The organism is Caulobacter sp. (assembly GCF_039596335.1).
Taxonomy (GTDB): domain Bacteria; phylum Pseudomonadota; class Alphaproteobacteria; order Caulobacterales; family Caulobacteraceae; genus Caulobacter.
Genome location: NZ_JBCNJZ010000009.1, coordinates 1 through 14,942, shown reverse-complemented (window position 1 = coordinate 14,942; position 14,942 = coordinate 1). Strand labels below are relative to the sequence as shown.

General features: G+C 68.9%; 8 protein-coding genes and 2 pseudogenes. 5 read left to right on the top strand and 5 right to left on the bottom strand.

The window, feature by feature from the left end:
- Positions 1–90 precede the first annotated feature (90 nt).
- On the bottom strand, positions 91–471 hold the full coding sequence (locus ABDW31_RS18925) for a type II toxin-antitoxin system PemK/MazF family toxin (RefSeq protein ID WP_184722303.1): 381 nt from the start codon (positions 469–471) through the stop codon (positions 91–93).
- A 43-nt stretch (positions 472–514) separates the two neighbouring features.
- Entirely contained in the window at positions 515–1,420 is a 906-nt protein-coding gene (locus tag ABDW31_RS18920) for an AraC family transcriptional regulator (protein WP_184722305.1), read from the bottom strand.
- A 199-nt stretch (positions 1,421–1,619) separates the two neighbouring features.
- Between ABDW31_RS18920 and ABDW31_RS18915 the strand changes: the two genes are divergently transcribed.
- Positions 1,620–2,660: an NAD(P)-dependent alcohol dehydrogenase gene (locus tag ABDW31_RS18915; RefSeq protein ID WP_184722308.1), complete on the top strand. Its 1,041-nt coding sequence runs from the start codon at positions 1,620–1,622 to the stop codon at positions 2,658–2,660.
- Between the two features lie 63 nt (positions 2,661–2,723).
- Here ABDW31_RS18915 and ABDW31_RS18910 read toward each other — a convergent pair.
- A pseudogene (locus ABDW31_RS18910) lies at positions 2,724–6,130 on the bottom strand (TonB-dependent receptor).
- A 163-nt stretch (positions 6,131–6,293) separates the two neighbouring features.
- Between ABDW31_RS18910 and ABDW31_RS18905 the strand changes: the two are divergent.
- The 3 genes from ABDW31_RS18905 to ABDW31_RS18895 are packed head-to-tail and all read left to right on the top strand — an operon-like array spanning position 6,294 to position 11,949.
- Positions 6,294–7,757 carry a TolC family protein gene (locus ABDW31_RS18905; RefSeq protein ID WP_184722314.1) on the top strand — a complete coding sequence of 488 codons (1,464 nt, stop codon included), beginning with the start codon at positions 6,294–6,296 and terminating at the stop codon, positions 7,755–7,757.
- A gap of 11 nt (positions 7,758–7,768) precedes the next feature.
- Entirely contained in the window at positions 7,769–8,827 is a 1,059-nt protein-coding gene (locus tag ABDW31_RS18900; RefSeq protein ID WP_184722317.1) for an efflux RND transporter periplasmic adaptor subunit, read from the top strand.
- Entirely contained in the window at positions 8,827–11,949 is a 3,123-nt protein-coding gene (locus tag ABDW31_RS18895; protein WP_184722321.1) for an efflux RND transporter permease subunit, read from the top strand. Before ABDW31_RS18900 ends, ABDW31_RS18895 begins: the two co-directional genes overlap by 1 nt.
- A gap of 135 nt (positions 11,950–12,084) precedes the next feature.
- Here the strand turns inward: ABDW31_RS18895 and ABDW31_RS18890 are convergent, their stop codons facing one another.
- A complete protein-coding gene (locus ABDW31_RS18890) occupies positions 12,085–13,041 on the bottom strand; it encodes a histidine kinase dimerization/phosphoacceptor domain -containing protein (protein WP_343699469.1) in 957 nt (318 codons plus the stop codon).
- A 191-nt stretch (positions 13,042–13,232) separates the two neighbouring features.
- On the opposite strand from ABDW31_RS18890, the gene ABDW31_RS18885 reads away from it, so the two are divergent.
- A complete protein-coding gene (locus tag ABDW31_RS18885) occupies positions 13,233–14,696 on the top strand; it encodes a serine hydrolase domain-containing protein (protein WP_343699426.1) in 1,464 nt (487 codons plus the stop codon).
- A 67-nt stretch (positions 14,697–14,763) separates the two neighbouring features.
- Here the strand turns inward: ABDW31_RS18885 and tuf are convergent.
- A pseudogene (gene tuf / locus ABDW31_RS18880) lies at positions 14,764–14,942 on the bottom strand (elongation factor Tu); the annotation flags it as partial.

Sequence of the window (14,942 nt, the reverse complement as noted above, 5' to 3'; positions counted from 1 at the left end):
CGCGGAAACGGCAAGACTTGTCATCGTCTGATGCCGCACCGGCTACCCGTGAAGGTAGGCTCGCAAGTCCCTTATGGGAACAGCCTCAATTTAAGGCACTCCCAACGCGATTGCAACCGCTGCGCGGATCGCCGCCAGGTCAGCGACAGGCAGTACGGGCACGACATATCTCCCCCGCCCCGCCTTGCAGCGATCCAGCCGCGAGAGACTGACTGTCGCCACCATGTCGCACTTGGCCCAGCAGACGGTCTCGGTCGCATTGGGCAACGGACTTTGAGCCAGTTGATGATGCTGCGCCCCAAGAGGATCGGGCCGTGTCGTCGAGAGTGGAACGATGGTGACGAGTTGGCGATTCTGGCGATTGCGCGCCAGAACAACGACGGGTCGCCGCTTGACCATCTCCGGCACGACATAGCCATGAAAGTCGCACATGACGACTTCACCCGGCCGGGGTTGATAGAGCAGCGCCATTTGATGGTCTTAAGGCAGGCAAACTCCACCTAGAAGAGCATTTCTACTCCGCCGCCATCGGCGTGCGCATCGTCTCGATGTCCTTGGCGGGCGGTTGGCCGTAGAGGCGGCGGTATTCGCGGCTGAACTGCGAGGGGCTCTGGTAGCCGACTTCGAAGCCGGCCGCGCCGACGTCCAGGCCCGCCAGCATCAGGCGGCGCGCCTCGTAGAGCCGCAGCTGCTTCTGGTACTGCATCGGCGTCATGTTGGTGACGGCCTTGAAGTGGTGGTGCAGCGAGCTCTCGCTCATGCCCACGTGCTCGGCCAAGGCCTCGATGCGCAACGGCTGGGCGAAGTGCTCCCGCAGCCAGGCCACGGCGCGGGTCACGCGACGCCCTTGTCCCTCGGCGCCGGCTATGTGCAAGAGGCGCGCGCCCTGCGGTCCGCTCAGCAGGCGATACAGGATCTCCTGCTCGATCAGCGGAGCCACGGCGGCCACGTCCTGCGGCCGGTCGAGCAGGCGCAACAGCCGCAGCGTGGCGTCCAGCAGCTCGGGCGAGGCCGGATTGACCCCCACCCCGCGCACGCCGTCGGGCGCGGCGCTGGCCGCCTCAGGCAGGCGGCCCATCAGGTCGGCCAACCGGGCCGGATTGATCGCCACGCCCACACACAGGTGCGGCCGCGCCTCCGAGGCCTCGGTGATCTGCGAGGTCACTGGCATGTCCAGCGCCACCAGCAGGCAGTCGCCGACCCCGTAGTGCAGCTCCTCGTCGCCGACCGTCACGCACTTGCGGCCCTGCGCCACCAGCCAGAACGACGGCCATTGGTGGGCGTGCAGCGGCAGGGTCGGCGAGGTGCGCCGGACGATGAACAGGCCGTCGATCGGCGAGTGGGTTCCCTCCTCGCTGGCGTAACGGGCGACGATGGCGGCGATCTCGGCGTAGACGCCAGCGGTGGCGGGATCGTTCAAGGTCTTGGTTTTCCAGGCTTTGGAGGCGTCGTCCTTCTAGACCGCCGAGTGCAGGCGCGAAACTGGCGACCGCTGCCTTTGCAGGATCGTGCAAGAGCTTTGCAGGATCGGCGTAACGCCGCCGTCCCGGGCATGGCAAGTATCGCCTCGTCCCGGTCCTCCCCGATCGCGGGCCTCCCAAGCTTCAAGGAACATCCCGATGGCCACTGCCAAAGGCTATGCGGCGCCCGCCGCCGGCGCGCCGCTCGCGCCCTTCACCTTCGACCGCCGCGAACCCAACGCCGACGACGTCGTCATCGCCATCAAGCACTGCGGCGTCTGCCACTCCGACATCCACATGGTCGACAACGGCTGGGGCATGAGCGTCTACCCGATCGTGCCGGGCCACGAGATCACCGGCGTGGTCACCGCGGTCGGGGCCAACGTCACCAAGTTCAAGGAAGGCGACCGGGTGGGCGTCGGCTGCTTCGTCGACAGCTGCATCGGCTGCGCCACCCGCGACCTGGACCGCGAGCAGTACATGCCGGGCCTGGTCCAGACCTACAGCAGCGCCCAGCCGGGCTCGGACCTGCCCACCTACGGCGGCTATTCCGACCACATGGTGGTCAAGGAAGGCTATGTCCTGTCGATCCCCGACAACCTGGCCTTGGACGCCGCCGCCCCACTGCTGTGCGCCGGCATCACCCTGTACTCGCCGCTGCGCCACTGGAACGCCGGCCCCGGCAAGAAGGTCGCCATCCTGGGCCTGGGCGGCCTTGGCCACATGGGCGTCAAGCTGGCCCACGCCATGGGCGCCGAGGTCACGGTGCTGAGCCAGACCCTGTCCAAGCAGGCCGACGGTCTGAAGATGGGCGCGGACCACTACTACGCCACCAGCGACGCGGCGACCTTCAAGACCCTGGCCGGCGCGTTCGACCTGCTGATCTGCACGGTTTCGGCCGGGCTGGACTGGGGCGCCTACCTGAACCTGCTGAAGGTGGACGGGAGCATGGTGCTGGTCGGCGCGCCCGAAGAGTCGGTGTCGCTGAACGCCTTCGCCCTGATCCCCGGCCGCCGCACCCTGGCCGGCTCGATGATCGGCTCGATCAAGGAAACCCAGGAGATGCTGGACTTCTGCGGCCAGCACAACATCGTCGCTGACATCGAGACCATCTCGATCGACCAGATCAACGAGGCCTACAAGCGAATGCACAAGAGCGACGTGCGCTACCGCTTCGTGATCGACATGGCGACGCTGTAGTCGCCATGAACGAAGGCGGCGCACTCTTCCGAGCGCGCCGCCAGCTTTCCTTCGGGAGGGAGCCTAGAACTTCTTCCGCAGGCCGAACTTGTAGGTCCGGCCCAGCGGATCGCCGGTGAACGGGTCGTAGCCCAGGTCCAGGCGGGCGTAGGACGGGTCCTTGTCGAAGACGTTGGTGACCGCGATCGTCGCCGTCGTGTCCCAGGGCAGGAAGACGCGATAGGCCAGGTTGGTCAGCACCTGCTTCTTGATCTGCTTGCCCGCGCTGACCGTCACGCCCGCGCCGGTGGTGTCCTTGTAGGCGTTGGTCGCGAACGGGGCGATGCGCTGGTCGGTATAGCCGTCGATATAGTGGACCGAGAGGCGCAGGTTGTGCGGCCCGGTGTTCCATTCGGCGAAGACGTCGCCCTTCCACTGCGGGATCGGCACGACGGTGGTCTGGTAGTTCAGCAGGCCCACGGCGTCGAAAGCCTTCTCGACCGTGACACCCTCGACCTGGCTTTCGCCGACCTCGTACTTCTGGACGTAGGTGGCGGTGGCGCCCAGGGTCAGGTCGCCGCCGATCACCTCGCGGAAGCGGTACTCGGCGTTGAAGTCGAAGCCCGAGTTCTTCACGCCCGCGCCGTTGACGTAGAAGGTCTTCAGGCGCGCGATGCTGGTGGTGGGCGTGCCGCAAGCGCCGTTGAAGGTGAAGCGCGCCACCAGGGCCGCATAGGCCGGATTGGCGCAGTTGTTCGCGCCCGCCGCGCCGTTCGGATACAGCGCGTTGGTGATGCCCGCGACCGGCTCGGCGACGATCGGGTTGTCGAAGTCGAACATGAAGTAGTCGACGCTGGCCTTGAAGTCGCCGACGTTGAACAGCAGGCCGAAATTGTAGGTCTTGGCCTTTTCCGGCTTCAGGTCCGGATTGCTGAAGATGTCGACGGCGCGGAACACGCCCAGGATGCCCTGCAGCGAGGTCACCGAGGTGGTGGTGGTCAGCGGGTCCGGCGGACCGCGGAAGGTCGAACCGGCCGAGGCGCGCAGGGCCATCCACGGCGTGGCCTGCCAGCGGATCGAGGCCTTGGGATTGAAGGTCGAGCCGATCGAGCCTCCATAGCTTTCGTAGCGGGCGGCCAGCTGGGCCTGGACAGTCTCGGTGATCGGCAGCGACAGTTCGCCAAAGCCCGCCATCACGTCGCTCTGGTTATCCGACGGCGTGCCGACGCCCAGGAACATGAAGGGGCCGTTGCGGGCCGAGCCGGTGCAGGTGGTCACCCCGAAGTCCGGCGTGTTGACGCACGGATTGATCAGGGCGTTGCTGATGTCGTTGTAGTCGGCCTTGAAGAAGCTGCGGCGGTACTGGACGCCGGCCGCCCAGGCGATGTCGCCGCCCGGCAGGCTGATGTTGGTCTTGCCGTTCAGCACGGCCTCGCCGACGAACAGGCGCGAGGACTGCTTGGTCGACAGCTTCCTGAAGAACCAGTCGACCAGGTCCTTGTTGTTGGCCAGGGACGGATTGTAGCCGGGATTGCTGGCGCCGGTGATGGCGTTGCTGGGGATCGCGCTGGCGAAGGGGTTGTAATACATGCACCCGCCGACGCCGGGCGTGCCCTGGATGCCCGGCAGCGACGGATTGGTGTCGCAGGTGGGGCCGCCCAGGCCTTGCAGGGCCAGGGCGAAGCGGTTGACCAGCGTGTCGTAGCCGGTGCGGATGCCGACCTCTTGGCTGTAGGTCAGGGCCATTTCCCAGCCGATGCCGTTGTCGAACTCGCCCTTCAGGTCGGCCGAGACGCGGAAGGCGTCGAACGCCCGCGAGCCGATCGAGGGGCCGTAGCCGAACTTGGGATTGCCGCCGATGCCGAACGGCCGGTTGGCGACGTTCAGGGCCCCGCCGGCGAAGATCGCGCTGGGCGAGGTCGTGGTGACGCCGGTGGCCAGGCTGGTCAGCTGCACCGTCGGATTGGCGGCCATGAAGGCGATCAGGCCGGGGTTGCTGGCCGGCACGAAATAGCGCCCTGCCAGGGCGGCGGCCGGTGCGACTTCCGCGGTCGGCACGGCCAGGGCCGCATAGGACGGCGAGGTGTTCCACTCGGGCACGTCGGTGTGGGCGTACAGCACCTCGGCGTGGAACCTGGTCTTGGACGACAGGTCCGCGTTGATCTCGCCGTAGATCTGCACGGCGTCGGACTTTTCGACCAGATTGTCGAACGGGGTGTAGTGCCAGTAGCAGACCGGGGTCAGGCCGCTGAAGCCCGGATAGCCGCCCAGCCCCTGGCAGGACGGATCGCGCATGCCGCTGGTCGTGCTGGCCAGGGGGATGAAGGACGAGGGATTGCCCGCCGCCGACCAGCCGGCCTCGGGATTGGTCAGATAGGGCGTGCTGGCCCAGTCGCGCTCGGCGACCGACAGTTTGGAGCGGTGCTGCCAGCCGGCGCTGACCAGGATGTTGCCGTTGTCCCAGGTCTTGCCCCAGGTGGCGTTCAGCCCGTAGTCGCCGTTCGAGCCGTCGATGATCCGGTAGTCGCCCGCGACCTCCAGACCGTTGACGTTCTTCTTGGTGATGAAGTTGACGACGCCGGCGATGGCGTCCGAGCCGTAGGTGGCGGCCGCGCCGTCCTTCAGCACTTCCAGGCGGCCGATGGCGGCGGCGGGAATGATGTTGGTGTCGACGATGCCCGCGCCGGCCGCGGCCAGCGGGTTGATCGCCAGGCGCCGGCCGTTCAGCAGCACCAAGGTGCGCTGCGAGCCCAGGCCGCGCAGATTGACCGAGCCCGAGCCTTCCGAGCCCTGGGCGCGGCTGTCGAACTGGTTGGTGTCGCCCAGCACCCCGTTCGATACGGACAGGGCCTTGAGCATTTCGACGGTCGAGGGCGAACCCCGCTTCTGCAGTTCCTCGGCGCCGATCACGTCGACCGGCAGGGCCGCGTCCTCGGGCGTGCCTCGGATGAACGAGCCGGTGACCACCACCTCCTCGACCTGGGTCGAGCTCTCGTTCGATCTCTGCTGGGCGTGGGCCGCGCCACTGGTCAGCGCGATAGCCAAGGCGAGGCTGGAGCCCCCGCGCAGGAAGCTGGTTCGGTTCATCTGCAATTCCCTCCCTCGTTTGTTTTTGACCGGCGTCCGTCTTCGCGGGGCCGGAATGTTCGTTCAGTCGGGCGGCGCCCTCCCCTTCCCCCAAGGTTCCGGTCGAGCGCAGTTAATCCGGACACAGAGCATCACCCGGCCAGCCTGGCCGGCACGCCGCCTGAAGCGTTCGTTTTCGAAACTCGGTGATGCGTCTTCTAGGGTCGACAAGCCTTGGTCTCCGCCGGGCCGGACACTTGAAAAGCAACGCTTACGCACCTCCCCGCCAACGGCGGGACACTGCTCACCCCAAGGAGTCGAACAGCTGTTTCGATGATGCGGTATGTTTTGCCGCGACGTCAACCGCTGACGGGGCGTGCGTCAGGCGTGAAACCGCACCGACACCCTGCTGACAGGTATGGGATCTGAACCGACTAGATCTGGGTGCGTTGCAACATAAGCTTCGCCAAAGCGTGCGCATGAGGGCTTTCCTGCCGGCGCGCGCTCCCCTAAGTGGAAAACGGCCTCATCGAAAAACGCCGGTCGCCCAGGGCGCCCCGGCGGACCGCACTAACCGGGTTTGAATTCATGCGTCTCGCCAAGACCGGCGCCTCCCCGCTGCTGGCCGTCTCGAGCCTGGCTCTGATCCTGGGGGCCTGCACGACGCCCGCACCCAAGGTCGACGTGCCCCTGCCCTCCGCCTACCAGGCGCCGGCCGGGACGCCGCTGGCGACCCAGACCCTGGACCAGTGGTGGACCACCTTCGACGATCCGGTGCTGAACGACCTGGTCACGACCGCCCTGGCCAACAGCCCCGACGCCCGCCTGGCCGCCGCCCGGCTGGACGAGGCCCGCGCCGTGCGCCAGGGCCAGATCCGCGAACTCTACATCCCGCAAACCCCGGTTGTCGGCTCGGCCTCGCGCACCAAGACCGACATCATCGACCAGAGCGGTTCGGGCGCCTTCACCCTGGGCGGGGTGACCAAGACCTATGCGGCCAATTTCGACGTCTCGTGGGAGCTGGACCTGATCGGCCGCCGCCGCGCCGCCCGCAAGGTGGTCGACAACGACCTGGCCGCCGCCCGCTTCGCCTATGAGGGCGCCCGCGCCGCCTTGGCCGCCAATGTCGCCCAGTCCTATTTCGAGGCCCGCGGCTACGCCGTGCAGCTGGAAGACGCCCGCCAGAACGCCCGCATCTCCAAGAGCCTGTACGACGTCTCGGCCGAGAAGGGCCGTCGCGGTCTGTCGGCCGAGTCCGAAGGCGAGCGCACCGCCGCCGATCTGGCCCAGGCCGAGGCCCAGGTCGCCCAGCTGGAAGCCCAGCTGCAGGCCTCGCGCCGCAGCCTGCTGATCCTGGTCGGCAAGGGCGTGGATCCGCTGGCCAGCCTGCCGGTCGAGCCGGTGCTGGCCAAGGCTCCGCCGGTCCCGGCCAGCGCGCCCGCCGCCCTGCTGGCCCGCCGCCCCGACATCCGTGAGGCCGCCGCGCGCCTGGCCTCGGCCTCGGGCAATCTGAACGTCAACGAGCTGGCGCTGTTTCCGACCCTGACCATGACGCCCAGCATCGGCATCACCAAGCAGATCAGCCCCAGCTTCCTGACGCCGGGCGATACGGTGTCGACCACCAGCTCGGCCTGGAGCCTGGGCGGCAACCTGTCGATCCCGCTGCTGAACATCCCCAAGCTGCTGTCCGACATCAAGGCGCAGGGCGCCCGGGTCGAGCAGGCCGCCGTCACCTATGAGCAGACCGTGCAGAAGGCGTTCGGCGAGACCGAGAACGCCCTGGTGCAGCAGGACGCCGACCAGCGCCGCGTCGTGCTGCTGGCGGCCGGCGAGCGCCGCGCCGCAGCCGCCTATGAGGCCAGCCGGAAGGGCTATGCCGCCGGCCTGACCGACCTGACCACGGCCCTGCAGGCCGAACAGTCCTGGCGCAGCAGCCGCACGGCCCTGACCGGGGCCCAGACGCAGGCCCTGCAGCGCGCCGTCCAGACCTACAAGGCGCTCGGCGGCGGCTGGTCGCCCGAGTCCATTCCCGCAAAGCCCAACGCCCAATGAGACCCGCTACGATGACGACCCGCTCCTTGATGATCGCCACCGCCCTGGTCTCGGCCGCCTTTGGCCTTACCGCTTGCGGCAAGAAGGAAGACGCCGCCGAGAAGCCGGCCGCCGGCGCCGAGCAGGCCCGCACGGTCAGCGTCACCCGTGTCGAGAGCCGCGCCCTGGGCGGCGGCTTCAAGGCCTCGGGCCAGCTGATCCCGCGCGAAGAAGCCGCCGTCGGCTCCGAGCTCAGCGGCTATCGCGTCGGCCGCGTCTTCGTCGAGGAAGGCGCCTGGGTCCGCGCCGGCCAGCCCCTGGCCCAGCTGGACAACACCCTGCTGCGCGCCCAGATCGCCCAGCAGGCCGCCGTCACCGCCCAGGCCGAGGCCGAGGCCAAGCGCGTCACCGGCCTGGACGGCCAGGGCATCCTGTCCCAGGAGCAGATCGAGAGCCGCCGCTATACGGCGAAAGCCCAGGGCGCGGCCCTGGCCGAGCTGCAGACCCGCGATCGCCGCATGACGGTGACCGCTCCGGTCGGCGGCCGCGTCCTCGAACGCACCGTGCGTCCCGGCGACGTGGCCGGCGGCAGCACGCCGTGGTTCCGCATCGCCCGCGACGGCCTGGTCGAGCTGAACGCCGAGGTCAACGAAGCCGACCTCTCCAACGTCCGCGTCGGCCAGTCGGTGCAGGTCACCGCGCCCGGCGGCGCGACTGTGTCTGGCAATGTCCGCATCGTCAGCCCCTTGATCAACGCCGAGACCCGCCTTGGCCGCGTCCGCGTGCAACTGCCGCTGCGCGAGGACCTGCGGGCCGGCGGCATGGCCAGCGCCGTGTTCGGCTCGTCGGGCCAGGCGGTCACGGCCGTGCCGGAATCGGCCATCCGCTATGACGCCGAAGGGGCCTCGGTGGTGACCATCGACGACCAGAACCGCGCCCGCCAGGTCAAGATCAAAACCGGCCAGCGCGGCGGCGGCTGGGTGCAGCTGGTGCAGGGCCCGCAGCCCGGCGCCCGCATCGTGCTGAACGCCGCCGCCTTCACGCTGGACGGCGACAAGGTCAAGCCGATCGAGCAGCAGGCGGCGCGCTGATGTCCTCGCAGCTTCGGATCTCCGCCTGGGCGATCAAGAACCCGACCCCGGTCGCGGTCGTCTTCATCGCCCTGCTGATCGCCGGCATCGGGGCCTATCTGGGCCTGCCGGTGAAGCAGTTCCCCGACGTCTCGTTCCCGGCCGTCACCGTCACCGTCACCCAGAGCGGCGCGGCCCCCGGCGAGCTGGAGACGCAAGTCACCCGCCCCGTCGAGGACGCGGTGGCCAGCATCTCCAACGTCAAGACGATCCGCTCGTCCGTGGTCCAGGGCGCCTCGACCACCACGATCGAGTTCGAGCTGGGCGAGGACCTGCAGAAGGTCACCGACGAGGTCCGCTCCAAGATCGACCAGGTGCGCCAGCAGCTGCCGCGCGAGGTCGACGAGCCCACCGTCACCCGCCTGGAAATCGACAGCGCCCCGATCATCACCTACGCGGTGTCGGCCCCGGGCATGTCGAACACCGACCTGTCGTGGTTTATCGACGACACCGTCACCCGCGCCCTGCAGGGCGAGAAGGGCGTGGCCCAGGTAGCCCGTGTCGGCGGGGTCAGCCGCGAGATCAACATCATCATCGACCCGGACCGCATGGCGGCCTTCGGGATCACCGCGCCGCAGCTGAACCAGGCCCTGGCCAACTACAGCCTGGACGCCCCCGGCGGTCGGGCCCTGGTCGGCGGCCGCGAGCAGACGCTGCGGGTTCTGGGCGCCGCCCAGACCCTGGAAGAACTGCGCGCCATCACCATCCCGACTGGCGCCGGCCGCTATGTGAAGCTGACCGACGTCGCCGAGGTCGGCCAGGGCGCCGGCGAGGAGCGCGGCTTCGCGCGCCTGGACGGCAAGCCCGTCGTCGCCTTCCAGGTGATGAAGACCAAGGAAAGCAGCGACGTCCAGGTCGAGGACCGCGTGGTCGCGGCCATCGCCAAGCTGCAAGAGTCGCAGAAGGGCGTGACCTTCACCAAGATCTTCTCGGTCGTCGACGAGACCCGCGCCAGCTTCACCGCCACCGAGCACACCCTGCTGGAAGGCATGTTGCTGGCCTCGCTGGTGGTGTTCCTGTTCCTGCGCGAGTGGCGGGCCACCCTGATCACCGCCATCGCCATGCCAGTGTCGCTGATCCCGACCTTCGCCTTCATGTCGATGGTCGGCTTCTCGCTGAACGTCGTGACCCTGCTGGCCCTGACCCTGGTCATCGGGATCCTGGTGGACGACGCCATCGTCGAGATCGAGAACATCGAGAAACGCGTCAGTCGCGGCCAGCGCCCCTATGAGGCGGCCATGGAGGGCGCCGACGCCATCGGCTTGGCGGTCGTGGCCACGACCTTCTCGATCGTCGCCGTGTTCGTGCCCGTCTCGTACATGCCCGGCATCCCCGGCCAGTTCTTCAAGGAGTTCGGCCTGACCGTCGCCGTGGCGGTGCTGTTCTCGCTGGTCGTGGCGCGCTTCCTCACGCCCCTGCTGGCCGCCTATTTCCTCAAGCCCAACACCAACCCGCATCCGCAAAAGCCGCTGCCGCGCTTCTACAGCCGGTCGCTGGACTGGGCGCTGGACCACAAGTTCGTCAGCTTCATCCTGGGTGGGGTGATCACCTTCGCCTCGCTGGCCGGGGCGATCTTCCTGGCCTCGATCGGCGTACTGGCGGTCGGCTTCCAGCCCCCGGGCAACGCCAACTTCTACTATCTGAAGGTCCAGGGTCCGCCCGGTTCGACGCCCGCCGACATGGACCGCACCATCCAGGCCGTCACCCGCAACTTCGAGACGCGCGAGGAGACCGCCCACGTCTTCGCCCAGGTCGGCTCGAACATCGCCAGCGGCTGGGGCGGCCAGAGCGGCACGGACGTCCGCGACGCCACGGTCACCATCGTGCTGAAGGACAAGCGCGACCTGACCGTCACCGAGATCAAGCAGGCGATCCGCGCGTCCTTGCGCGAGATCCCCGACGCCCGCGTCAACCTACAGAGCGACTGGGGCGCCGCCGACGTCCAGATGATCCTGACCGCCGAGGACGGCAAGCAGCTGGAGCGCGCCGCCCTGGCTCTGGAACGTGACATGCGCAAGCTGAAGACGGTCGCCGACCCGCGCCCGTCCAGCCCGCCGTCGGGTCCGGAAATCCTGATCCGGCCCAAGGCCGACGAGGCCGCGCGCCTGGGCGTCAGCTCGGCCGACATCGCCTCGGTGGCTCGCGTGGCCACGGTCGGCGACATCGACGCCAACGTCGCCAAGATGACCCAGGGCGAGCGCCGGGTGCCGATCCGCGTGCGCCTGCCCCGCGACAGCCGCGGCGACCTGGAGGCGATCAAGGCCCTGCTGCTGCCGACCAGCTCGGGCGGTTTCACCCGCCTGGACACCGTCGCCGATGTCAGCTTCGAGGCCGGTCCGGCCAAGATCGACCGCTTCGGCCGCAAGCGTCAGCTGACCGTCGAGGCCGACCTGCAGGGCGGCGCCCAGCTGGGCCAGGCCCTGAACGAGGTCAACAACACCCCGACCATGAAGAAGCTGCCCGCCGGGGTGCAGTTGGCCGCCGCCGGCGACCAGGAGGCCTTCGTCGAGCTGTTCACCGGCTTCGCCGTCGCCCTGCTGTCGGCCATCGGCCTGGTGTTCGGGGTGCTGATCCTGCTGTTCCGCAGCTTCTTCAAGCCCATCACCATCCTGTCGGCCCTGCCACTGGCCATCTCGGGGGCCCTGGCCGCCCTGGTCGTCACCGGCCAGTCGCTGTCGATGCCGTCGCTGATCGGCTTCCTGATGCTGATGGGCTTGGCGGCCAAGAACTCGATCCTGCTGGTCGAGTACGCCATCGAGGAGGAGCGCGCCGGCAAGTCCCAGCGCGACGCCATCATCGAGGCCTGCCGCGAACGCGCCCGCCCGATCATCATGACCACCCTGGCGATGATGGCCGGCATGCTGCCGACCGCCCTGGGCATCGGCAAGGGCGCTGAGTTCCGCCAACCCATGGCCGTGGCCGTGATCGGCGGCCTGATCACCTCGACCGTGCTGTCGCTGGTGCTGGTGCCGGTGGTCTACGAGATCATCGACGACTTCGAGATGTGGCTGAAGCCGAAATTGGGCCGCCTGACCACGCCGCGTGAAGCGGAGAGCGGCGCAGCGCCGGTGGATCGGCTGTAGGACTTTAAGATCCTCCCCCGCGATGCGGGGGAGGTGGCCCAGAGGGCCGGAGGGGGCTAACGCGGCATACGTCCAGCTTGCCCCCTCAGTCGCTCCGCGACAGCTCCCCCGCAGCGCGGGGGAGCATCTATTCCCCTAGTCCGCCTTCCCCACATAGCTCAGCCGGCACACCGTCCAGCCGTCCTCGCGGGCCATCTCGAAGCGGCCGCCCAGCTGCTGGGCCATGGCGCGCACGATCCTCAGGCCCAGGCTCTTGGACGTCGCCGGATCGAAGCCGTCCGGCGGCCCCGCCCCGTCATCCCGCACGGTCAGCACGTGGGTCTCGCCCGACTGGTCCAGGCTCACCCGCACCCGGCCCGAGCCGGTCTCGCCGAAGCCGTGCTCCAAGGCGTTGTTGAAGCTCTCCAGCATGACCAGCGTCACCGGCGTGGCCTGGTCCGAGTGTAGCGGCGCCTCGCCGCCCTCCAGGGTCAGGGACACCCTCGCCCCGGCGGCCGAGGCGGCGCTGGACAGGATGGCCTCGGCGAAGGCGCGGAACGGGGCCGGCTCGCCGGTGCGGTCGTGCAGCTCGCGCTGGATCTTGGCGATCACCTCGATGCGCTCGCCGGCCTGGGACAAGGCGTGGCGGGCGTCGGCATCGGCGATCCCTTGCCCTTGCAGGCGTAGCAGGGCGCCGGCGACCTGCAGGTTGTTGCTCACCCGGTGATGCAGTTCGCGATAGAGAAGGTCGCGGCTCTCGGCCAGCTGGGCATAGCGCTCGCGCTCGTCCTCCAGCTGGTCCAGGGCCTTGCGCATGCCGTCGATGAAGAAGATGTCGACCGCCACCACGAAGGCGTAGAAGCCCAGCGCCCACAGCACCGGCGGCCCGAGGGCGAAGGCGGCGAACGGCGGGATGAACCAGTACCAGGCGGCCAGGCCGCAGAGCGCCGCGCACAGGATTGCCGGGCGCAGGCCCAGATAGTAGGCGCAGACCACCACGGCCGGGAAAAAGGTCAGGTACGGAAAGCCCGCCGGCAGCAGATCGTTCAGGCCGAACCGGGCCACGATGGCCAGGCCGGCCGCCGTCAGCGCCAGGCCGTAGCGCGCACCCAGATTGCCGTTGATCTTCCGCCGCCAGTCCAAACGCCCGTTTCCCCCGAGACCCCGACGTCGGTGCTGGGCCTTTCCCGCGTCGCCGTCAAGGCGGCAGCCGACATAGCGCGACCGTGCGGGACGTTACCAAACCTTATGTTGCGGGGCGTGGAGCCCACGGCGAAGTTCGATGCCACTGGAAGGACGCCCGCATGAAGTTATCGACCCTGGCCCCTGGCGCACTGATGAGCGCCCTGATGTGCGCGCTGATGGCCGCGCCCACCCTGGTCCAGGCCGAGACGGCCGCCGATCGCCAGAAGGCCGTCGAGACCGGCCTGCTGCCCGCCGTCGTGATCGCCGGCCTGCCCTCCCCCGCCCGGCGGCTGGATGACGCCATGAAGGCGATGAACGTGCCCGGCGTGGCCATCGCCGTGGTGCGCGGCGGACGGCTGGACTGGGCCAAGGGCTATGGCGTCGTCACCCCAGGCGGCGCGCCGATCGGGGCCGACACGCTGTTCCAGGCCGGCTCGGTCAGCAAGCCGGTGGCGGCCGCCGCCGCCATGCGCCTGGTGCAGGACGGGACCCTGTCGCTGGAGGCGCCGATCAACACGGCCTTGAAGACCTGGCGGCTGCCGGACAACGCCTTCACCCAGGCCAATCCGGTCACCCTGCGCCGCCTGCTGTCGCACACGGCCGGGACCACGGTGCACGGCTTCGCCGGCTATGCCGCGGGCGAGACCCTGCCGACCGCGCCGCAGATCCTGGACGGAACCGCGCCGGCCAATTCCGCGGCGGTGCGCGTCGACAGCCCGGTGGGCGCGGCCTACCGCTATTCCGGCGGCGGCTACACGATCGTCCAGCAGGCGATGATCGACGCGGCCGGCGCGCCCTTCCCCGCCATCGCCCGCAAGGCGGTGTTCGGGCCGCTGGGCATGACCCGCAGCACCTACGACCAGCCCTTGCCGGCCGGAACCCGCGACGTGGCCCTGGCCCATGACGGCGCCGGCCGGCCGATCACCGGCGGTCCCCACGTCTATCCCGAATTGGCGGCGGCGGGCCTGTGGACGACCGCCAACGACCTGGCGCGCTTCGTCATCGACCTGCAGCGGTCTGCGGGCAGCGATCAGGGCGAGGTGCTGTCGGCCGCCACCGCGCGGACGATGCTGACGCCGGAGCCGGCCGGCTGGGCCCTGGGCTTCAAGATCATCGGCGAGGGCCGGGACCAGGCCTTCTTCCACGACGGTTCCAACGCCGGCTACAAGGCCACCCTGATCGGCCATCCGGAGACCGGCGACGGCGCGGTGATCCTGACCAATGGCGACCAGGGCTACCAGCTGGGCCAGGACATCCTGCGCGGCATCGCCGTGGCCTATGGCTGGCCCGACCAGCGCCCGATCACCCGCACCGCCATCACCCTGCCGCTGGACGCCCAGCGCGGCTTCGCCGGTGAGTTCGAGATCAAGGGCCTGGGGACCTTCGACGTCCGCGACGGCGGCGCGGCGATGACGATCGAGATCCGCAAGAACCAGGTCTTCAAGCTGATCCCGGCGGCGGCCCAGAGCTTCTTCGTCGTCGAACAGGACGCGGTGGTGACCTTCGACGGTCCGGATAGCGGGACGCTCGAGGCGGACGGTCAGCGGTTCACGTTTGCGCGGGTGGCGGGGAGGCACCCATAGCAAAAGGCCCCGGAGATTGCTCTCCGGGGCCTTCGCATGTCTCAGCCGAGGCTAAGATCGATCGAGACTACTCGATGATCTTGGCGACGACGCCGGCGCCGACGGTGCGGCCGCCTTCACGGATGGCGAAGCGCAGGCCTTGGTCCATGGCGATCGGGGTGATCAGCTCGACGTCCAGCTCGGCGTTGTCGCCCGGCATGATCATTTCCACGCCTTCCTTCAGCTTGATGATGCCGGTGACATCGG

Coding starts and splice junctions, on each gene's coding strand:
- ABDW31_RS18925 (WP_184722303.1), bottom strand. CDS start 471: ATGGCGCTGCTCTATCAACCCCGGCCGGGTGAAGTCGTCATGTGCGAC.
- ABDW31_RS18915 (WP_184722308.1), top strand. CDS start 1,620: ATGGCCACTGCCAAAGGCTATGCGGCGCCCGCCGCCGGCGCGCCGCTC.
- ABDW31_RS18905 (WP_184722314.1), top strand. CDS start 6,294: ATGCGTCTCGCCAAGACCGGCGCCTCCCCGCTGCTGGCCGTCTCGAGC.
- ABDW31_RS18900 (WP_184722317.1), top strand. CDS start 7,769: ATGACGACCCGCTCCTTGATGATCGCCACCGCCCTGGTCTCGGCCGCC.
- ABDW31_RS18895 (WP_184722321.1), top strand. CDS start 8,827: ATGTCCTCGCAGCTTCGGATCTCCGCCTGGGCGATCAAGAACCCGACC.
- ABDW31_RS18885 (WP_343699426.1), top strand. CDS start 13,233: ATGAAGTTATCGACCCTGGCCCCTGGCGCACTGATGAGCGCCCTGATG.